Origin of the sequence: Staphylococcus sp. FSL H8-0121, from assembly GCF_038008425.1 — a bacterium.
GTDB classification, from domain to species: Bacteria; Bacillota; Bacilli; order Staphylococcales; family Staphylococcaceae; genus Staphylococcus; species Staphylococcus pasteuri.
Genome location: NZ_JBBOZB010000001.1, coordinates 779,003 through 800,414 on the forward strand (window position 1 = coordinate 779,003; position 21,412 = coordinate 800,414).

General features: G+C 32.5%; 20 protein-coding genes. 8 read left to right on the top strand and 12 right to left on the bottom strand.

All coding sequences use genetic code 11. The features are described 5' to 3' along the window. Nucleotide 1 precedes the first annotated feature (1 nt). Genes purH through purE form a run of 10 tightly spaced genes read right to left on the bottom strand, consistent with a single transcriptional unit; the run spans nucleotide 2 to nucleotide 9,966 of the window. A complete protein-coding gene (gene purH / locus LFT63_RS03750) occupies nucleotides 2–1,480 on the bottom strand; it encodes a bifunctional phosphoribosylaminoimidazolecarboxamide formyltransferase/IMP cyclohydrolase (RefSeq protein ID WP_340767996.1) in 1,479 nt (492 codons plus the stop codon). Nucleotides 1,481–1,497: 17 nt separating this feature from the next. Beyond that, nucleotides 1,498–2,064, bottom strand: coding sequence for a phosphoribosylglycinamide formyltransferase (gene purN, locus LFT63_RS03755; protein WP_017637042.1), 567 nt, complete (start codon nucleotides 2,062–2,064; stop codon nucleotides 1,498–1,500). A 2-nt stretch (nucleotides 2,065–2,066) separates the two neighbouring features. Beyond that, a complete protein-coding gene (gene purM, locus LFT63_RS03760) occupies nucleotides 2,067–3,095 on the bottom strand; it encodes a phosphoribosylformylglycinamidine cyclo-ligase (protein ID WP_029055540.1) in 1,029 nt (342 codons plus the stop codon). After that, nucleotides 3,088–4,572: an amidophosphoribosyltransferase gene (gene purF / locus LFT63_RS03765; protein ID WP_340767998.1), complete on the bottom strand. Its 1,485-nt coding sequence runs from the start codon at nucleotides 4,570–4,572 to the stop codon at nucleotides 3,088–3,090. The genes purM and purF overlap by 8 nt, the downstream gene beginning before the upstream one ends. Continuing rightward, nucleotides 4,551–6,740 (bottom strand): phosphoribosylformylglycinamidine synthase subunit PurL, encoded by a 2,190-nt coding sequence (gene purL, locus LFT63_RS03770; RefSeq protein ID WP_340768000.1) that lies wholly within the window; start codon nucleotides 6,738–6,740, stop codon nucleotides 4,551–4,553. Before purL ends, purF begins: the two co-directional genes overlap by 22 nt. Next, nucleotides 6,733–7,404, bottom strand: a complete 672-nt coding sequence (gene purQ, locus LFT63_RS03775; protein ID WP_017637038.1) for a phosphoribosylformylglycinamidine synthase I — start codon at nucleotides 7,402–7,404, stop codon at nucleotides 6,733–6,735. Before purQ ends, purL begins: the two co-directional genes overlap by 8 nt. A gap of 1 nt (nucleotide 7,405) precedes the next feature. After that, nucleotides 7,406–7,666: a phosphoribosylformylglycinamidine synthase subunit PurS gene (purS, locus tag LFT63_RS03780; RefSeq protein WP_017637037.1), complete on the bottom strand. Its 261-nt coding sequence runs from the start codon at nucleotides 7,664–7,666 to the stop codon at nucleotides 7,406–7,408. Then, entirely contained in the window at nucleotides 7,666–8,370 is a 705-nt protein-coding gene (purC, locus tag LFT63_RS03785; RefSeq protein WP_017637036.1) for a phosphoribosylaminoimidazolesuccinocarboxamide synthase, read from the bottom strand. Before purC ends, purS begins: the two co-directional genes overlap by 1 nt. Next, a complete protein-coding gene (gene purK / locus LFT63_RS03790; RefSeq protein WP_029055543.1) occupies nucleotides 8,370–9,497 on the bottom strand; it encodes a 5-(carboxyamino)imidazole ribonucleotide synthase in 1,128 nt (375 codons plus the stop codon). Before purK ends, purC begins: the two co-directional genes overlap by 1 nt. After that, the gene (purE, locus tag LFT63_RS03795; protein WP_017637034.1) at nucleotides 9,484–9,966 is read right to left on the bottom strand and encodes a 5-(carboxyamino)imidazole ribonucleotide mutase; all 483 of its coding nucleotides are present in this window, start codon (nucleotides 9,964–9,966) and stop codon (nucleotides 9,484–9,486) included. The genes purK and purE overlap by 14 nt, the downstream gene beginning before the upstream one ends. A gap of 199 nt (nucleotides 9,967–10,165) precedes the next feature. On the opposite strand from purE, the gene folD reads away from it, so the two are divergent. Then, a complete protein-coding gene (folD, locus tag LFT63_RS03800; protein ID WP_029055544.1) occupies nucleotides 10,166–11,023 on the top strand; it encodes a bifunctional methylenetetrahydrofolate dehydrogenase/methenyltetrahydrofolate cyclohydrolase FolD in 858 nt (285 codons plus the stop codon). Between the two features lie 79 nt (nucleotides 11,024–11,102). Here the strand turns inward: folD and LFT63_RS03805 are convergent, their stop codons facing one another. Then, nucleotides 11,103–12,248: a globin domain-containing protein gene (locus LFT63_RS03805; protein ID WP_017637032.1), complete on the bottom strand. Its 1,146-nt coding sequence runs from the start codon at nucleotides 12,246–12,248 to the stop codon at nucleotides 11,103–11,105. 261 nt (nucleotides 12,249–12,509) lie between these two features. Here LFT63_RS03805 and LFT63_RS03810 point away from each other — a divergent pair, with 261 nt between their 5' ends. The 6 genes from LFT63_RS03810 (at nucleotide 12,510) to rihC (ending at nucleotide 18,106) form a co-directional block, all read left to right on the top strand. Beyond that, nucleotides 12,510–12,827, top strand: a complete 318-nt coding sequence (locus LFT63_RS03810) for a DUF5011 domain-containing protein (protein ID WP_029055545.1) — start codon at nucleotides 12,510–12,512, stop codon at nucleotides 12,825–12,827. A gap of 284 nt (nucleotides 12,828–13,111) precedes the next feature. Continuing rightward, the gene (gene qoxA, locus LFT63_RS03815; protein ID WP_017637030.1) at nucleotides 13,112–14,230 is read left to right on the top strand and encodes a cytochrome aa3 quinol oxidase subunit II; all 1,119 of its coding nucleotides are present in this window, start codon (nucleotides 13,112–13,114) and stop codon (nucleotides 14,228–14,230) included. Next, nucleotides 14,230–16,218, top strand: a complete 1,989-nt coding sequence (gene qoxB, locus LFT63_RS03820) for a cytochrome aa3 quinol oxidase subunit I (RefSeq protein WP_017637029.1) — start codon at nucleotides 14,230–14,232, stop codon at nucleotides 16,216–16,218. The genes qoxA and qoxB overlap by 1 nt, the downstream gene beginning before the upstream one ends. Then, nucleotides 16,208–16,813: a cytochrome aa3 quinol oxidase subunit III gene (gene qoxC, locus LFT63_RS03825; protein ID WP_017637028.1), complete on the top strand. Its 606-nt coding sequence runs from the start codon at nucleotides 16,208–16,210 to the stop codon at nucleotides 16,811–16,813. The genes qoxB and qoxC overlap by 11 nt, the downstream gene beginning before the upstream one ends. Next, entirely contained in the window at nucleotides 16,810–17,100 is a 291-nt protein-coding gene (qoxD, locus tag LFT63_RS03830) for a cytochrome aa3 quinol oxidase subunit IV (RefSeq protein ID WP_017637027.1), read from the top strand. The genes qoxC and qoxD overlap by 4 nt, the downstream gene beginning before the upstream one ends. 97 nt (nucleotides 17,101–17,197) lie before the next feature. Next, complete coding sequence (gene rihC / locus LFT63_RS03835; protein WP_029055546.1) at nucleotides 17,198–18,106, top strand: ribonucleoside hydrolase RihC; 909 nt, start codon at nucleotides 17,198–17,200, stop codon at nucleotides 18,104–18,106. A gap of 66 nt (nucleotides 18,107–18,172) precedes the next feature. Here the strand turns inward: rihC and LFT63_RS03840 are convergent, their stop codons facing one another. After that, nucleotides 18,173–19,369 carry a serine hydrolase domain-containing protein gene (locus tag LFT63_RS03840; protein WP_117239346.1) on the bottom strand — a complete coding sequence of 399 codons (1,197 nt, stop codon included), beginning with the start codon at nucleotides 19,367–19,369 and terminating at the stop codon, nucleotides 18,173–18,175. A gap of 782 nt (nucleotides 19,370–20,151) precedes the next feature. On the opposite strand from LFT63_RS03840, the gene LFT63_RS03845 reads away from it, so the two are divergent. Then, on the top strand, nucleotides 20,152–21,405 hold the full coding sequence (locus LFT63_RS03845; RefSeq protein ID WP_340768006.1) for an LCP family protein: 1,254 nt from the start codon (nucleotides 20,152–20,154) through the stop codon (nucleotides 21,403–21,405). The last annotated feature ends 7 nt before the right edge of the window (nucleotides 21,406–21,412 follow it).

Sequence of the window (21,412 nt, forward strand, 5' to 3'; positions counted from 1 at the left end):
TTTAGTGTTTAAAATGACGCATACCTGTCATTACCATTGTAATTCCATATTTATTTGCCATATCTATCGACTCTTGATCTTTAATTGAACCACCAGGTTGAATAATTGCTTTAATGCCATTTTTAGCAGCTAATTCTACTGTATCGTCCATCGGGAAAAAGCCGTCAGATACTAAAGCTACATTCTCATTAATTTCTATTGCTCTTTCTAATGCAATTTTAGCTGATCCAACTCGGTTCATTTGGCCCGCACCAATACCTACTGTTTGTTTTTCATTACTTAAGATAACAGCATTACTTTTAACAGCACTTACAACTTTCCAACCTAATAACATTGCATTCCACTGCTTTTCTGTGGGTTGAACTTCAGTTGCAATCTTCATGTCTTCACGACTATCTTCGTAATTATCTTTATCCTGTACTAAATATCCACCAGATACTGATACAAATTCCTCTTCTCTACTATCAATCGTAGTATCTATTTCTAATAATCGAATATTTTTCTTTTGAGTCAAAATTTCTAGCGCTTCATCTGTAAATTTTGGTGCGATAACTACTTCTAAAAAGATTGAATGTAACGTTTGAGCTAATTCTGCCGTCACTGCACGATTTAGCGCAATAATACCACCGAATATCGATTGATTGTCTGCATCAAATGCATTTTGAAAAGCAAATTCTATAGATTTTCCAATTCCGACGCCACACGGATTCATATGTTTAACAGCTATTGTAGCTGGTTCTTCAAATTTCTTTATTAATGACAGCGCTGCATCTGCATCTTTAATATTGTTATAACTTAATTGCTTACCATGTAATTGTTTAGCACCTGCAATAGTATGTTTAGCATTAGATGTTCTTACAAAATAAGCTGATTGTTGTGGATTTTCTCCGTAACGTAATGTTTCTTTATTATCTTTGAAGAAATTAACAATTGCTTCATCATATTGAGTCGTATGTTCAAATACTTTAATCATTAGTGATCTACGGTATGCTTCATCCAATTGATTGTTTTTGATTCTACTAATCACTTCGTTATAGTCTGATGGATGAACAATTGTAGTGACATGTTTAAAATTCTTAGCTGCAGCTCTTAACATCGTCGGACCACCAATATCTATATTTTCGATTGCATCATCTTCCGATACATCAGGATTTTCGACTGCTTTTTGAAATGGATAAAGATTAACAACAACTAAATCTATAAGATCAATATGTTGCTCTTTTAATTGATCTAAATGTTCTTGTTTATCTCTATCAGCTAATATGCCTCCGTGAACTGCAGGATGTAATGTTTTAACGCGCCCATCCATGATTTCAGGAAATTGTGTGAGTTCTGTAACAGATTTCACATCAACTTGAGCTTCTTCTAAAATTTGTTTTGTACCACCTGTTGAATAAAGTTCATAGCCTAAAGAGTGTAATGATTTTGCAAATTCAACAATACCGCTTTTATTTGAAACACTTAAAATTGCTTTTTTCATTGTTTTGTAATACTCCTCTATTGAATGATTTTTGCAATAACGCTCGGATATAATTCGTATTCTAATTGTTTAACTCTTTCTTCCAAGTCTTCTTTAGTATCGTCCGTTTTAATATCACATTGTCTTTGTTCAATAATTTCTCCCGTGTCCATACCGCTATCAACATAATGTACTGTAGATCCTGTTACAATATCTCCACTACGATATGCCTGTCCTATTGCGTCAATCCCCTTAAATTTCGGCAATAATGAAGGATGGATATTTAAAATTTTATGTGGAAACGCATTTAATATATCTTGTCCTATTAATCTCATATAACCTGCTAATATTATCCATTGAACCCCTTCTTCGGATAATAATGTCAGTAAGTGTTTTTCATATTGTGATTTAGATTCAAAGTCTTTCGGTTCATTGATATGTACTTTGATACCTAATGCTTTCGCACGATCGATGCAGTATGCGTCATTATGGTCTGTATATAGTGCTGAAATTTCAATATGCGATAAATTTCCATTTTGTACTTGTCGTACTATATTTTCAAAATTGCTACCAGAACCAGAAGCAAAAATCGCTACTTTAATCACATTTATACCCCCTGAATGTGAATTGGTTTACGGTCATCTTTGATAATACGACCAATCTCATACGCATCTATATTTTGTTCTTTTAACACTTTTAAAGCCTGCTCTTTGTCATTTTCATTCACAATGACAGTGTAGCCAATACCCATGTTAAAAATGTTATACATTTCATCTGTACTTATATTTCCTTCTTTTTGCAACCAGTCAAAAATAGCTGGCGTTGGAAAAGCATGACTATCTATGTCCGCTGCAAGTCCTTCAGGTAATGATCGTGGAATATTTTCATAGAATCCACCACCTGTAATATGATTCATGGCTTTAATTGAGACATGTTTCTTCAATTCAAGAATCGGTTTAACATATAATTGAGTAGGAGCTAAAAACGTTTCTAAATAGGTACTATCTCCAAACGAATCGTTTAAATTAATACCTGACTTTTTGATTAATTGTCTAACAAGACTATAACCATTTGAGTGTATACCATTCGAAGCTAACCCGATGATGACTTGTCCAGGTTTGACTGCTGATCCATCAATATAATCTTCTTTTTCAACTGCACCAACAGCAAATCCGGCTAAATCATATTCACCTTCGTGATACATTTCGCCCATTTCAGCTGTTTCTCCACCTATTAATGCTGTATTGGTTTCTTCACATCCATCGCTGATACCTTTTACTATTTGTTCAATAATTTCAGGCACGACTTTATGTGTTGCAATATAATCTAAGAAGTATAGTGGTTCGGCACCCGTTGTTAAGATATCATTGACACACATTGCAACTGCATCTATTCCAATAGTGTCATGTTTGTCGTTGTCGATTGCTAATTTTAATTTGGTACCAACACCATCTGTACCCGATACAAGTACAGGTGCTTTCATATTAAGTTGGGACAAATCAAATGTTGCACCGAAACCACCCAATCCTCCAATAACTTCTTTACGCAATGTTCGTTTAACATGACTAGACATTCTTTCTACCGCTTCATAACCTGCGTGAATATCAACACCTGATTGTTCGTATGCTTTAGACATTTATATTTCCCTCACTATCAAAATAATGTTTATTTTTAGTAATATATTCTTTTTGGCGTTTACTTAAATGCTTTTTATAATTTTCTTCATAATCAAACAATCCTGCTGGATAATCTCCGGTGAAACTTTCTACACATAAGCCATGATATGGTGCATCATAATCTAAACCAATAGATTTAATTAATCCATCTACGCTAAGATAAGCAAGTGAATCAGCACCAATATACTCACAAATTTCTTCAGGTGATTTACTAGCTGATATGAGTTCAGCAGTTGTTGACACATCAATGCCATAAAAACTTGGAAACATGAATTCAGGAGAAGCAATTCTGACATGGACTTCATTTGCACCTGAATCTTTTAACATTTTGACAATTCGTTTAGATGTAGTACCTCGTACGATTGAGTCATCGACTAATATAATATTTTGACCATCTACGATATCTTTAACTGCAGATAATTTAACTCTTACACCTTGCTCACGTAATTGTTGGGTAGGTTGTATAAATGTACGAGCAACATATTGATTTTTTACAAGCCCCATTTCATATGGAAGTCCAATTTCTTCTGCATAACCAGTAGCTGCTGACAATGAAGAATTAGGCACACCAATAACCATATCTGCTTTTACAGGACTTTCTTGTGCTAAACGCTTACCAGATGCTTTACGAACGGCATGAACATTTTTTCCTGCAATAGTAGAATCTGGTCTTGCAAAATAAATATATTCCATAGCTGAAATAGCCGTATTAGTGTGTCGTGTATAAGATTTAACATGAACCCCTTCATCGTTAATAATGACGTATTCTCCTGCATGTATATCTTGAACAAATTCAGCACCAAGTACATCAATGGCACATGTTTCGCTAGCTATAATATAAGTATTATCCTGCATTTTCCCAACTACTAACGGTCTAATTGCATTAGGATCAACAGCCCCATACAATGCATCTTTCGTAAGGATAGCAAAAGTGAATCCACCCTTAATTTGACGTAAGCTTTCTTTAAGTGCTTCTTCGAATGTTGGTGTTTTACTTCTTCGTATTAAATGCATGATTACCTCTGTATCAGAAGAAGAATGGAATATCGCACCATGTTTTTCTAAATTTTGTCTTAAAGATTTAGCATTAATCAGATTACCGTTATGACATATCGCAACACTCATATCATAAAAGTGATATAAAAATGGTTGTATATTTTCAATGCCTTTATTTCCAGAAGTTGCATATCTGACGTGACCTATGGCGTGATTATAGTCTTTTAATCTAGCTAATTGATTATCTTTAATTGCTTCCGTTAGTAAGCCAAGACCTCTTTCACCAACTAATTTTTCGTGATTAGAAGCTACAATACCGGCGCCTTCTTGTCCTCTATGTTGTAAACTATGCAGCCCCATATAAGTTAATTGTGCTGCATCAGGATGATTCCATATGCCAAAGACACCACATTCCTCATTTAATCCTGAGTAGTTAAACATTGGTGAATTGCTCCTTCCCAAACATGTTTAATATCCGTTACTTCTTTGGTAATTTTAGTTTGTTCATTTGATACGTTAAATTGATTTGTATGTGTTAACTGACCAATTTCAATAGCACCATCAATATTTAAAGATTGATTTGCTTTAACCGCTACAATATATCTACCTTGAGATTCACTAAATAATTGTGGATTAGATACATTTACATGAGCTTCAAGTCCTAAATCATAATAAGCACTCATTTTAGCTAATGTAATTAATAGGCCACCTTTACCTACTGTTTGCACATGTGATGCAATTCCATTTCTAATGGCTTCTTTAATGGCTTCTCCTTTTTCAACTTCTTTACTTAAATCGATAGATTCAAATTCGTGATTGACTGAACCATATATTAATTTTTCAAGTTGACTGCCACCAAAATCATTACGGGTTTCTCCAACTAAATAAAGTTTATCTCCAGCTTGAGGTTTAAAATCAGTTAAGTAATCAATATTTTCAATTAAACCAACCATACCTACTACAGGTGTTGGGAATATAGAGGTACCTCTAGTTTCGTTATAAAGAGAAACATTTCCTGATACAACTGGTGTATTTAATACGTCACATGCTTCTGCCATACCTTTAGTAGAATCAATTAATTGTTGATAAATTTCTTTTTTCTCTGGTGAACCATAATTCAAGCAATCTGTCATAGCTAATGGCGTCGCACCGACAGCAATTAAATTGCGATACGCTTCAGCAACCACCATTTTCCCGCCTTCATAAGGTTGATTGAATACATAGCGTGCTTCCCCGTCAATTGTTGAAGCAATGGCTTTATTCGTTCCTTCTACTCTAACAACTGAAGCTTGTAAACCTGGCTTAACAATCGTATTTGCACCGACTTGTTGATCGTATTGTTCATACATATGTTTTTTTGAAGCAATTGTAGGATGATTTAATAATTGATTGAATGTAGATTCAACATCAATTTGACTGTAATCATTTTTAGAAGTGTTGTATTCCTTTTCTTCACCTTCAAGAACATAAACAGGTGCTTCATCAGATAATGGTTGAACAGGTATATCCGCAAATACTTCATCTTCATACGTTAATAGAAAACGATCAGTGTCAGTTACTTCTCCGATTACCGCACTATCCAATTCATGTTTTTCAAATAAATCTAGGAATTTTTGTTCTGTTCCTTTTTCTACAACTAGTAACATTCTTTCTTGTGTTTCAGATAGCATCATTTCATATGGAGAAATACCTGGTTCTCTTGTAGGAACTTGATCCAATTTTAAATGAAGACCGCTTCCACCTTTAGCAGCCATTTCTGAAGATGATGAAGTTAATCCAGCTGCACCCATATCTTGTATACCAACTAATTCATCAAAAGTGATAGCTTCTAAAGTTGCTTCCATTAATTTTTTACCAACAAATGGATCGCCAATTTGTACAGATGGTCTTTTGCTTTCACTTTCTTCTGTTAATTCTTCAGACGCAAATGTAGCACCGTGTATACCATCTCGGCCTGTTTTCAATCCTACGTAAATAACAGAATTTCCTACACCTTTAGCTGTACCTTTTTGCACCATGTCATGATCGATAATACCTACACACATCGCATTAACTAATGGGTTGCCATCATAGCGATCATCAAATTCAATTTCTCCGGCAGTTGTTGGTATCCCAATACAATTACCGTAACCACCAATACCACTAACGACACCTTTAAGTAATCTTTGATTTTGTTTATTTGATAATTCACCAAAACGTAAACTATTTAATAAATTTATTGGACGAGCGCCTATGGAAACAATGTCTCTGATGATACCACCTACGCCAGTTGCTGCACCTTGATACGGCTCTATAGCAGATGGATGGTTATGAGATTCAACTTTAAATACTACTGCTTGTTTGTCACCAATATCTACAACCCCTGCACCTTCACCCGGTCCCATTAATACATGTTCACCTGTTGTTGGGAATTGTTTTAAAAATGGCTTTGAATGTTTGTATGAGCAATGTTCACTCCACATAACTGAAAAGATACCTGTCTCAGTAAAATTAGGTTCTCTACCTAAAATCTCACAAACTTTATCATATTCTTTATCGCTTAATCCCATATCTTGGTATAACTTTTCTAACTTAATCTCTTCAATACTTGGTTCGATAAATTTAGACATTTTGTTCCCTCCAACTATTTACCATTGCTTCAAATAATTTGACGCCACTATCAGTACCTAATAATAATTCCATTGCTCTTTCTGGATGAGGCATCATACCACAAACATTTCCTGCTTTATTAACTATCCCTGCTATATCATCATATGACCCATTAGGATTATCAGTATATTTCAAAATAATCTGATTATTTTGGCTTAAATCCTTATAAATTTCTTCATTACAATAGTAATGTCCTTCTCCATGTGCCACAGGATAAACAACAATTTCGTCTTCGTTATATAAATTAGTGAAGGGTGTTTGATTATTAACTACACGTAGTGATTCATTTCTGCTAACAAACAAATGTGAATCATTATGAAGTAATGCACCAGGTAGTAAACCAATTTCAGTTAGAATTTGGAAACCATTACATACCCCGAGTACTGGTTTACCTTCATTTGCTAATCTTTTCACTTCATTGATGACTGGAGCTACACTTGCCATAGCACCTGATCTTAAATAATCTCCAAAAGAGAATCCACCAGGAATAAGTACACCATCGAACCCTTCTAAAGAGGTAGTTCTATAATCAACATATTCCGCTTCAACACCTGATTTAATTGCAGCATTATACATATCTCTATCACAGTTTGACCCTGGAAATACAAGAACAGCAAATTTCATGTTATGCATTCTCCTTTTCATCAATCACTTTATAGCTATATTCTTCAATAACTGTATTAGCAAATAATTTTTCACTTAATGTTGTAATAATGTTATCTACAGCCTCATCAGTTGCTTCATCGACAGTCATATATAATAACTTTCCTACTCGAATATCATTCACTTGGTTATAACCTAAATCATGAACAGCTCTGTTTAATGCTTGTCCTTGTGTATCTAATACCTGTGGTTGTAACGTTACGTGTAATTCAATAGTTTTCATTATTTTAAATCCTCCAATTTATTTAAAAATGATTGATACGTTTCAATTAGTGATCCAGTGTCATTTCGATATACATCTTTGTCAAAATTTGTATCAGAATATTTGTCCCATATTCTGCATGTATCTGGAGAAATTTCATCAGCTAATAAAATATTTCCAGTTTCTGTAATGCCAAATTCAATCTTGAAATCAACAAGTCTTAATTCCATTTCATTCATTAATTTAGATAATATTGTATTAATATCTAATGCCATTGATTTTAAAGTGTCGATTTGTTCGTTATTAGCAATATGCATTAATTTAATGTGATCCTCAGTGATAAGCGGATCATTTAAATCATCATTTTTATAGAAGAATTCGACTAATGGCTCATCAAAAACGTAACCTTTTTCAAAACCTAATCTTTTAGTAATAGAGCCTGCTGCTATATTTCTAACTACGACTTCTAATGGAATAATTTTCACTGATTCTACAAGTTGCTCTGTTTCTGATAATTGTTTTATAAAATGACTTTTCAATCCATTTTCGTTTAAATAATTAAATATAATAGAAGTAATTTGATTGTTTAATTTCCCTTTGCCTAGCATCGCATCCTTTTTAGCACCATTACCAGCAGTGACCTCGTCTTTATATTCCACTCTTAATTCATTAGGTTTATCGGTAGAATAAATTCGTTTTGCTTTACCTTCATATAGTAATGACATTAACCTTCTCTCCCCTCAAAACGCTTTAACATATCTTTTTCAGTTTCATCGATATCATTAGTTAGTATTGTCATATGGCCCATTTTTCTATTTGGCTTACGTTCAGATTTACCGTATATATGTACATGCCATTCTGGATGTTCTCCAAATTCATGTTCTAATAAATCTAAATCTTTACCTAATAAATTCATCATTACTGCTGGTTTTAAAACTTCAATTTGCTGGGGTAATGATTGTCCAGTTACTGCTAATATATGTGTATCAAATTGTGAATAATCACATGCTTCAATAGAATAATGTCCTGAATTATGTGGTCTAGGTGCAATTTCATTAACATATAAGTGATTGTTTTCATCAATGAAAAATTCAACAGTAAAAGTGCCGACAAAGTGAACTACGTTAGTTATTTTCTCTACTTCTCTCTTTGCACTTTCAGTTTTATCAGATCTTGCTGGAACAATTGTTTTAAATAAAATTTGATTTCTATGTTCATTTTCTTGTAGTGGGAAATAAGTGATTTGTTGATGATTGCCGATTGTAACAGTAAGTGAAACTTCTTTATCAATTTCCAGAAATTTCTCAGCTACACATTCTTGTTTCGATATGATAGTTTCTGCTTCTTCTAAATCTTCTTCTGCCTTGACCAATACTTGTCCTTTTCCATCATATCCACCAAAACGTGTTTTAACTATAAATGGATAACCTAATTCTGATACGGCATTTGATAAATCATCTTTATTTTTTATAGAGGTATAAGGAACAATTTGCGTGCCCGCTTGCTCCAAAGTTTGCTTTTCAGTTAATCTATCTTGAAGTAATTCAATCGCTTGATAACCTTGAGGAATATTATATTTATCTGTTAGCGATTTAAGTTGGTTAGCTGATATGTTCTCAAATTCATAAGTGATGACATCTGATCTATCTCCAAGTTGTTGTAACGCTTTTTCGTCATCATACTCAGCATGTATAAATTCATGGGCAACATATCTACATGGACAATCAATATTAGGATCTAAAACAATAACTTTATATCCCATTTTTTGTGCTGATTGCGCCATCATTTTACCTAGTTGGCCGCCTCCGATGATGCCAATAGTAGCGCCAAATGATAATTTATTGAAGTTCATTTTGCATTTCCTCCACTTTTTGTACGAGAGATTTTTCATAATTTTCCAAATTTTTACGAACTGAAGAATGACTAATACCGAGAATTCTCGCTGCTAATATACCTGCATTTTTAGCGCCAGATTTACCAATTGCTGTTGTCGCTACTGGAATTCCACCAGGCATTTGAACGATTGATAATAGTGAATCTAAGCCCTTTAAACTTTTCGATTCTATAGGTACGCCTATAACTGGCAATGTAGTCATTGAAGCAACCATACCTGGTAGATGTGCTGCTCCACCTGCACCAGCAATAATTAAGTCGTAGCCGTCATTAACAGCATGACTTGCAAAATCTACCATTAAATGTGGCGTACGATGTGCTGAAACTACTTTTTTTTCATACGGAATTCCAAATTCTTCAAGCATATTGCAACTTTCTTTCATAATTTCCCAATCGGAAGAACTACCCATAATGACTGCAACTTTCACAATGTACACCCTTTCAAAACTTTGGATTTATTTGTCTTTAAGTTGTATATTACAGATATAGCATAACAATCATTATATGCTTTTTCAATCAAAAATCGAACTTTGATTGAAAATTTTAATTAAATTTACGTCTTTTAGCTATTAAATGACGTATTATTAATGTTAAAGTTAAGTTATTAAATTATTAGGAGGAGATATTGTGGTAGCAAAGCTATTAGATGGTAAACAAATCGCAAAAGATTATAGACAAGGATTAAAAGAACAAGTGGAAGAGCTTAAAACAAAAGGTTATACACCAAAATTGTCTGTAATAATAGTTGGTAATGACGGTGCCAGCCTAAGCTATGTGAAATCAAAAAAGAAAGCCGCTGAAAAGATTGGTATGATTTCTGAAATTATTCATTTAGATGAAGATACATCTGAACAAGACGTGTTATCTGAATTAGAACGTTTGAATAATGATGATTCTGTCAGTGGCATTCTTGTTCAAGTCCCTCTTCCAGAGCAGGTAAGTGAACAAAAAGTATTAGAAGCTATTAATCCTGAAAAAGACGTAGACGGTTTCCACCCTAGTAATATTGGTAAGTTATATATTGATGAACAAACATTTGTACCATGTACACCACTTGGTATTATGGAAATTTTAAAACATGCAGATATTGATATTGAAGGCAAAAATGCAGTAGTAATCGGTAGAAGTCATATCGTTGGTCAACCTGTTTCTAAACTGTTATTACAACAAAATGCTACAGTGACTATTTTGCATTCTAGATCAAAAGATATGGCAAGTTTTGTTAAAGATGCAGATATTGTCGTAAGTGCAGTTGGTAAACCTGAATTAGTAACAAAAGATATGGTTAAAGAAGGTGCTGTCATCATCGATGTAGGTAATACACCTGATGAAAATGGAAAATTAAAAGGCGATGTCGATTTTGAAGAAGTTAAAGAAGTTGCTGGCGCTATTACTCCAGTTCCAGGAGGCGTTGGTCCATTAACAATCACTATGGTATTAAACAACACTTTATTAGCAGAAAAAATGCGCCGTGGTATTAAATAAGTTTTGACTTTTAACACATAAATAAAAGCCGAAGAAAATGTTTCTTCGGCTTTTTTAATGTTTTGTTTTTATTAATATTTTATACTTGGAAACTTAATTTAGGGATAAATGTTTCATAGTGAATTTTATTTGTGTCTATATCAAGTTCTTTTATAGATTTAATAATTGATTGAATGAATGATTTACCACCACATACATATATTTCTGTATTTTCATCGATCCATTCTTTTAAATCTTCGCTACCAATATATCCATTTTTAGTTTTATCATGTAGCATATATGTTGCATTGTCACTGCCATTAGCAATTGTTTTTAGTACAGAAGAGAATGGCGCATCATTAATATCATTTGTAACTTGTACAAAACGAGTAGTGCTATCATTATTAACTACTTCATTAAACATAGATACTAGTGGTGTTACACCAATTCCTGAACCTAAGAATAATTGTTTATTGTCTTTTTCAACTACGTGGAACGGACCAACTGGTGCAGATAAATTGATGTCGTCGCCTTCTTTAAATTCGTCATGTAATATAGTAGAAACTTCACCTTCATGTTCAGTAGTTACATCACGTTTAACTGCAAATGTTAAATAATTTTCGTCACCTTTAACTATTGAATAGTGTCTTTTTGCTCTATATGGCATTTTTTCACTACCTACATCAACAGTAATATATTGACCAGGTACAAATTGGCTTAAATCATAGTCTTTTGAAGATACTGTAAATGCTTTAATATCAGAAGAAACTTCTTCAATTGTTTCAACTTTAAATGGTTGGAATCCATCCCATAACATTTCTGCATAAATATCTTTTTCAACTGAAATAAACACATCTGCAATTTCTTGATATGCTTTTTTCCATGTTTTGATAATTTCATGATCATCATCTAAACCAACAACTTGTTTAATTGCTTCGATCAAATTTTCACCAACAATATCATATCCAGCTGGTGGTACTTGTAAGCCACAGTGTTTATAGGCAATTCCTTTAACTACAGGTAAAATAGCTCCAAGATTATCTATATTTACAGCTGCTGCTAATACAGATTGAGCTAATGCAGTAGATTGTAATCCTGTTTTTTGGTTTGTTTGGTTAAACATATTTCTTAATTCTGGATGTTGATTTAACATACGACCATAAAATTTCGAAGTAATTTCTGTACCTTTATCCTGCAATACAGGCACCGTTTCTTTGACGACTTCTTTTTCTCTTTCACTTAACATAATTTCCACTCCCACTAATCTAGAATTAAAATTAATTCAATTTGCATATTCATTCTAATCCTATGTTAATTGTATATGCAATATAATGTAGAAATGTTCACATATCGTTCAATTTACAAAAGCTTAATTAAATTTTTTCTTATTATATGTTTTAAATAATTAATCAATCAGGTATATTAAGACTATAGTATGATGTATTATTCTGAAAATTAAGGTATATTATAAATAAATCATAGTCGACTAATATTCGGAGGTTACTTTATGAACAAACTAATACAGTCATTATCAGCTATCGGAGTATCTGCTACTTTAGTCACACCGAATTTAAATGCCGAAGCTACAACTAATTCTGAACCTCAACTTAGAGGTGTTAATGATATGATTATTGAACAAGGCGAAGATTATAATTTATTAAAAGGAATTAGTGCTTATGACAAAGAAGATGGCGATTTAACTCATAAAATTAAAGTCGATGGCGATATTGATACTAATAAACCTGGTACATATAAAGTTAAATACAAAGTTACTGATTCAGATGGAGCACAAAATACAACAGTTAGAAATATCAAAGTTAAATAACAAGATACTTAAGTTGAGATTATTTCTCAACTTTTTTTATTTTTCTGAATTATTGCTTTTTTAGACTAAAAACGCTTTTATTTATTGTATTTTCACAAATTTGTCCTTTTTCACAAAATGTACACATAATTTTAACAAATCTTACAATCCCCGTCATATCTCAAACTTTTTAAAATTTTTGGCTTATATTAATAATTTTTTTCTTCTAGGTACTTGTAAATATTGTGTAATAACTTAAAATTAGTGGTAAGCCCTACATTTGTAGTATTAGGAGGTCAAAAAAAGTGTCAAAATTTAAGTCTTTGCTTCTAATGGTCGGAACCCTAATTTTACTTAGTGGTTGTTCGAACATTGAAGTTTTTAATGCAAAAGGGCCAGTAGCAAGTAGTCAGAAGTTCTTGATCATCTATTCAATTATCTTCATGCTTGTTATTGTTGTCGTTGTTCTTTCCATGTTTGCATTCTTCATCTTTAAGTACAGTTATAGTAAGAATGATGAATCTGGTAAGATGCACCACAATTCTTTAATTGAAACAATTTGGTTTGTGGTACCTATCATTATCGTTATTGCTTTAGCAATTCCAACTGTTAAAACATTATACGATTATGAAAAACCACCAGAGAAAGACAAGGACCCACTTGTGGTTTACGCAGTAAGCGCTGGTTACAAATGGTTCTTTGCCTACCCAGATCAACACATCGAAACTGTTAATACGTTAACAATTCCAAAAGATCGTCCAGTAGTATTCAAGTTACAATCTATGGATACTATGACAAGTTTCTGGATTCCACAATTAGGTGGTCAGAAATATGCCATGACTGGTATGACTATGAATTGGACATTAACAGCAGATCAAACAGGTACTTTCAGAGGTAGAAACTCTAACTTCAATGGTGAAGGTTTCTCACGTCAAACATTTGATGTAAACTCTGTAAGCCAAAGTGATTTCAACAAATGGGTGAAAAAAGCTCAAAGTAAGAAAACGTTAGATCAAGATACATTTGATAAACAAATCTTACCAAGCACACCTAACAAAGAATTAACGTTTAATGGTACGCATATGGCGTTCGTAGATCCTGCAGCTGATCCTGAGTATATCTTCTACGCATACAAACGTTACAATTACGTTCAAAAAGATCCTAACTTCGTTGATGAAAAAGATCTTTATAAAGACGTAAAAGATAAACCAGTCAAACCAGCTCGTAAGGTTACAATTTCAAATGCTAACTATAAACGTCACGGTATGACACCAATGATTCTTGGCAACAATGAAAAATACGACAATGAATTCAAGAAGAAAGAAAAACACAATTCTAAGGAAATGGAAAAAATTTCCAAAGAAGCTAAAGACGGTAATGCGTCTAAAAACAAAGAAAATGATGATCATGGAGGTGGACATTAATGAATTTTCCATGGGATCAATTACTAGTTAAGGGTAACTGGATGATTACGATGGCACAAATCGGTGCACCATTCTTAGTTATCGGCCTTATCGCAGTAATTACTTATTTCAAATTATGGAAATATCTTTATAGAGAATGGTTCACATCCGTAGACCATAAAAAAATCGGTGTTATGTATTTAATCTGTGCCGTATTAATGTTCGTCCGTGGTGGTATTGATGCGTTAATGCTTCGTACTCAATTAACTGTTCCAGATAACACATTCTTAGAATCTAACCACTACAATGAAGTATTTAGTACACACGGCGTTATCATGATTATTTTCATGGCTATGCCTTTCATCTTTGGTTTATGGAATATTGTTGTTCCATTACAAATCGGTGCACGTGATGTTGCCTTCCCTGTAATGAACAACGTAAGTTTCTGGCTATTCTTTGCTGGTATGATTTTATTCAACCTATCATTTATCGTAGGTGGATCTCCAGCTGCTGGTTGGACAAACTATGCACCACTTGCTGGTGAATTTAGTCCTGGACCAGGTGTCAACTACTATTTAGTTGCTATCCAAATTTCCGGTTTAGGTACGTTAATGACCGGTATTAACTTCTTTGTAACGATTTTAAGATGTAAAACACCTACAATGAAGTTTATGCAAATGCCAATGTTTACTGTAACTACATTCATCACTACATTAATCGTTATCTTAGCCTTCCCTGTTCTTACAGTGGCTTTAGCGTTAATGACAGTCGATAGAATATTCGGAACAGCGTTCTTTACAGTAGCTGATGGCGGTATGCCTATGTTATGGGCTAACTTCTTCTGGGTATGGGGGCACCCTGAAGTATATATCGTTATCTTACCTGCATTTGGTATTTACTCTGAAATTATTCCAACATTTGCGCGTAAACGCTTGTTCGGACATCAAAGCATGGTCTGGGCAACTGCTGGTATCGCGTTCTTAAGTTTCTTAGTTTGGGTTCACCATTTCTTCACAATGGGTAATGGTGCTTTAATTAACTCATTCTTCTCAATTTCTACAATGTTAATCGGTGTACCAACCGGAGTTAAGCTATTCAACTGGCTATTAACATTGTATAAAGGTAGAATTACTTTCGAGTCACCTATGTTATTCTCATTAGCATTTATCCCTAACTTCCTATTAGGTGGGGTTACAGGTGTAATGCTTGCGATGGCATCAGCTGACTATCAATATCACAACACTTATTTCTTAGTAGCTCATTTCCACTATACATTGGTTACTGGTGTAGTATTTGCCTGCTTAGCTGGTTTAATATTCTGGTATCCAAAAATGATGGGCTACAAATTAAACGAAACGTTAAACAAATGGTGCTTCTGGTTCTTCATGATCGGATTTAACGTTTGTTTCTTACCACAATTCATTCTTGGATTAGATGGTATGCCACGTCGTTTATACACTTATATGCCTTCTGATGGTTGGTTCTTATTAAATGTTATCTCAACTATCGGTGCTTTATTAATGGCAATTGGTTTCTTATTCTTAGTGGTAAGCATTGTTTACAGTCACATTAAAGCACCACGTGAAGCTACAGGCGATAACTGGGATGGACTTGGTCGTACTTTAGAGTGGACTACTGCATCAGCAATTCCACCTAAATACAACTTTGCTATCACTCCAGATTGGAATGACTATGACACATTCGTAGATATGAAGGAACATGGTCGTCATTATTTAGACAACCATAATTACAAAGATATTCACATGCCAAACGACACACCAGTTGGTTTCTGGATGGGAATATTCTTTACAATCGGTGGTTTCTTCTTAATCTTTGAAACAATCATTCCAGCCGCTATCTGTTTAGCAGGTATCTTCGGTACAATGATTTGGAGAAGTTTCCAAATTGACCATGGTTACCATATCCCTGCTTCTGAAGTAGCTGAAACTGAAGCACGTTTAAGAGAAGCACGTATTAAAGAAAGGGAGGCTGTAAGTCATGAGTCATGATACTAATACAATTGATTCACGTACGCATGAAGGCGAATTAAATAAACTTGGCTTTTGGATTTTCCTTACAGCCGAATTCGCGTTATTCGGTACCCTATTCGCAACGTTATTAACTTTGCAACATGGTGGCGATTACGCTGGCAAGATGACTACAGAGTTATTTGAATTACCTTTAGTTTTAATAATGACATTCGCGTTATTATTAAGTTCATATACATGTGGTATTGCAATCTACTACATGCGTAAAGAAAAACAAAACTTAATGATGTTTTGGATGATTCTTACTGTACTACTAGGGCTTGTATTCGTAGGATTTGAAATCTACGAATTCGCACATTATGTTTCTGAAGGTGTCAACCCTACTATCGGTTCCTTCTGGTCTAGTTTCTTTATTCTATTAGGAACACACGGTTGTCACGTTTCAGTTGGTATTGTTTGGATTATTTGCTTATTAATTCAAATTGGAACTCGTGGTTTGGATTCATATAATGCTCCAAAATTATTTATAGTAAGTTTATACTGGCACTTCTTAGATGTTGTTTGGATCTTCATCTTCACTGCCGTATATATGATAGGGATGGTGTATAGCGGATGAATACAATCGTAAAACATACAGTCGGATTTATTGCTTCTATCGTATTGACGCTTTTAGCAGTTTTCGTAACACTATACACATCAATGAGTTTCCATGCTAAAGTAACAATTATTTTTGGATTCGCATTTATCCAAGCTGCACTTCAATTATTAATGTTCATGCATTTAACTGAAGGTAAAGATGGACGTGTCCAAATGTTTAAAGTTATCTTTGCAATTATCATAACTCTAATTACTGTTATCGGTACTTATTGGGTTATGCAAGGTGGTCACTCACACCACTTATAAAAAGTATAAAGTTCATACTTTTAGACCTACTAGCATTGCTAGTAGGTCTTTTTTACGTCAAAATAGAACTAATGATAAATGAGAGGAGTTGGTATCAGTGGTCATACCTATTATTATAGATACTGATCCAGGTATTGATGATGCAGCTGCCATCAGCTTGGCATTGAGTCATCCTAATATAGAAGTTAAAATGATTTCTACTGTTAATGGAAATGTGAATGTTGATAAAACAACGAACAATGCACTTAAATTAGTTCATTTTTTCGATAGTAAAGTCCCAGTTTATAAAGGTGCAGCTCGTCCTTTAATTTCCGATCCTGTTGATGCAGCCGAAGTACATGGCGAGTCAGGAATGGACGGCTATGATTTTGAATCATTTGAAAATCATTATATTCCACAAACAAATTCAATAGAAGCAATCAAAGATGAAATTATGAAGAGTTCTTATCCAATAACTATTGTTGCTATTGGACCATTAACAAATATTGCATTACTTTTAGCTACTTATCCTGAAGTAAAATCGAATATCAAACAAATTGTTATTATGGGTGGTAGTAGCGGTAGAGGCAATGTCACACCTTTAGCAGAATTTAATATATATTGTGATCCAGAAGCAGCAAACATTGTTTTTAATGCACAAATACCAGTTGTGATGATTGGATTAGATTTAGCAAGAAAAGCTATGTTCTCACATGATTTTATAAAAGAAATTAAACAAGTTAATCAAACAGGAAATATGTTATATCATTTATTACAACATTACAGAACTGAAAATGTTCACGAAGGTATAAAGTTATATGATGTATTTACAATTTTATATTTAATTAATCCAGATATATTCAACGTTTATGATGCCAATGTACAGATTGAGCTTCATGGTTTATTAACTAAGGGTGCCACTGTTGTTGATTTTGAGTCGCTAGAACCAAATTGTAAGGTAGTACATTCCCCTATTTCAACACACTATCAAGATTTATTTTTAAACGCCCTTTCATATTGTAAATAAAAATAGAACGCACATATTTAGTATCTCAACAGACAATATATGTGCGTTCATTTGTTTAATTTATTATTATTTTACTTTAACACCAGGAACGTTATATTCCTTTTTTTGATGAAGCATATTATAGAAAATATGTTTCATTTTGTTTTCATTCGCTTTTTCATTTTCTGTAATTAAATTACTTGCTAAAACAACAGTATATTTATCATTATAGTAAACAGTAAATATTTGTCCGAAGAACACGCCATTAATCCTATTCATTGTAGGAGTAACGTAGAAACCATATCTATATTCAATTGGATATTCTTTAGTACCAAATTCATGTAAAAATGGATTAGCTGTATCTGCATTAAATATCTTATACTGTTGCAGTGCATTGACTAATTTGCCCATATCATATGGAGCCATATATAAATTACCAGCGCCATAATATTGGTTTAATATTTTAGGATGCATCAAAGAAAATTTATTATGAGTCAATTTGTATCCATTTGCCATATTTTTACGATATAATTTTTCATCAAAGAAAGCTGTATGTTGTAATTGATATGGATTACCTAATCTATTGTAATAATTGGCAACATAAGGCTTATTTGTAACCTGCTCGATAACTTTCGCAAGCACTAAATAATTCCCATCATTGTAATGATCTTTATGGTAATAATTTTCATCTATACCTCTTTGTTGAATTGTTTTGACTGCTTGATCTAAATTTTTAATATTTGTTGATGCTTTATATTTGTATAACCCACTTCGATGTAACATCAAATCTTTTAATGTGATTTCTTTACTTGTTTTAAACCAAGGTAAATATTTGGTTACTGGATCATTGATATTCACTTTATTTTCTAATTCAAGTTGTTTTAACATTAATCCAGTAGTGAATTTTTGTGATGAACCGATAAGATACATTGTATTAGCTGTATTCTTTTTACCAGATTCAAAGTTTTGAAAGCCATAACCTTTATTCAACTTAATCTTACCATTTTCAAATATAGCAGCAGTACCATTAAAATTTGTATCTTTTAAATAGTTATCAATTTCTTTATATATAGGTTTTTTCTTATTAACAACGGTTTTTAGCTTTTTAGGTGCTTTCTCATGTTTATCTTTTTTAATAATATATGTAGCATTATCATTTTTTTGGAAGTACCGACTATCCATGTGCAGATATTCGTTCCATTTTTTTCCAAAAATTACCATTAATATGATTAGTATAATTAACACAATGATGAAAAACACAATCTTAATCTTGTTTAGTTTCATTTCGAAATTTGCCTCACATAATAATATCAATATTTTTCTTAGAAATATAAACATTAGATATCAAGGTCTTACTTTTATATCCATAATACTCGCTGAAAAATATATCTATTTGTCTTTTATTTTGTCTTGAACGTATCTATCAATTTAATTTCTATTATCTTACTTTAAATTTAATCCTCCCTTTTTTTATTAATTACCTCTATAAAGATCTTAAAAAATTATAAAGCTATTGTGATTACTACGATGTTACACAATAAATATGATATGCATAATTATAAATCATTTTATGCATAAAATCACTTTAATTATATAGTACACCTTTAACAGAAAGATTACATAGTACTTTAGTACCATAAATAATAATATCTTAAAAAATTTTATGAAACTGACAACACAGTATTTTAACGCCAGTCAATTTAATAAAAATGGAAATGAATTGTTTAGATAAGATCATAATAGCAAATAGTTTCAACATAAATTAGCATAAGTATAAATATGCATAATAATAATTGTTGAATTTGAATTGTTATATTGGTTATTAAAGTGTCACAATAAATGTAATCAAATACTCACATTTCTTACCATCAATCATTTATACTATAAGATATAAATAAAATTTTAGAATTCAATACTATTTATTGATATATGAGTTGTAATTTTTACTATAAAGTAATACAATTTAGGGCTATAGTGTGAAAAATTATAGACAACAATACGAAGAAACTACATAAATTTTAATCATATATTTAAAAATAAGTTAATAATGTTTAGGAGCAACAAATATGAATAAATTCTTTAAATACTTTTTAATTCTACTGACTTTCGCTCTTATTGCTATTCCTGTTGTTTTTGCTAGTAACCTATTCAAATCTTCAGAAAAAGCGTTTGAATCTTCTCAAGATAAAAGTAACGCAGATCGTCAATCAAATCTAAGAAGTTCAAAGGTCAACCCTGAAAAAGATCCAATTTCTATATTATTTTTAGGAATTGATGATAATGAAGGACGAGAAAAAAACGGACAAAGCTTGGAACATTCAAGATCTGACGCGATGATTTTATCTACTTTTAATCAAAAAAAACATCAAATTAGAATGTTGAGTATCCCCCGTGATACGATAAGTTACATTCCTAAAGTAGGTTATTATGACAAAATCACTCATGCCCATGCATACGGTGGCCCAATTGCTGCAATGGATTCCGTTGAAGCAACAATGAATGTGCCAGTTGATTACTATGCACGTGTTAATATGAAAGCATTCGTTGAAGCTGTCGATGAACTTGGTGGCATTTACTATGATGTTCCATATAATTTAAACGAACCAAATAGTGATGATACAGGTAGAATTAAAATTAAAAAAGGCTATCAAAAATTAAATGGTGATGAAGCATTAGCAGTTGCTAGAACGCGCCACCATGACTCAGACTTAAAACGTGGACAACGTCAAATGGACTTAATTAAAATATTATTCAAAAAAGCACAAACACTTGATTCATTTGATAAATTAGATGAAGTTATTAATATTGTAGGTAAAAATGCTAAGCATAATTTAACTAAATCTGAGATTAAATCATTATCTAGAATGTACCTATCTGACGGTGTTAAAATGAAAAAATCACAACTAGAAGGTGATGATGATATGTTAGATGGCGTTTATTATTACAATCCTAGCATTAGTAGTATCCAGAAATATTCAAACATCTTGCGTACTGATTTAGGATTATCTAAAATTACTGATAAAGATGATTTCTTAAATCAAAGAGTTATTGATCATTATGGCTCTCTAGTACCATTAACTGAACTAGATGATTCTCTTTTAAGAAAAGGTCAAAATGATACAACTGATGACAAAAAAGATAAAGATAATAATGATAGCAGTAATGACAGTAATAATGATGATCAACAAAACAGTGGAACTAACGATCAAACTCAAAACAATCAACAAATGGATAATCAAAACAACGGTATGAACACGCAACAAGATAATACCGTTAATAATCAAAATTACCAACAACAACAAGATACTACTGCTTATTAATTTTAAT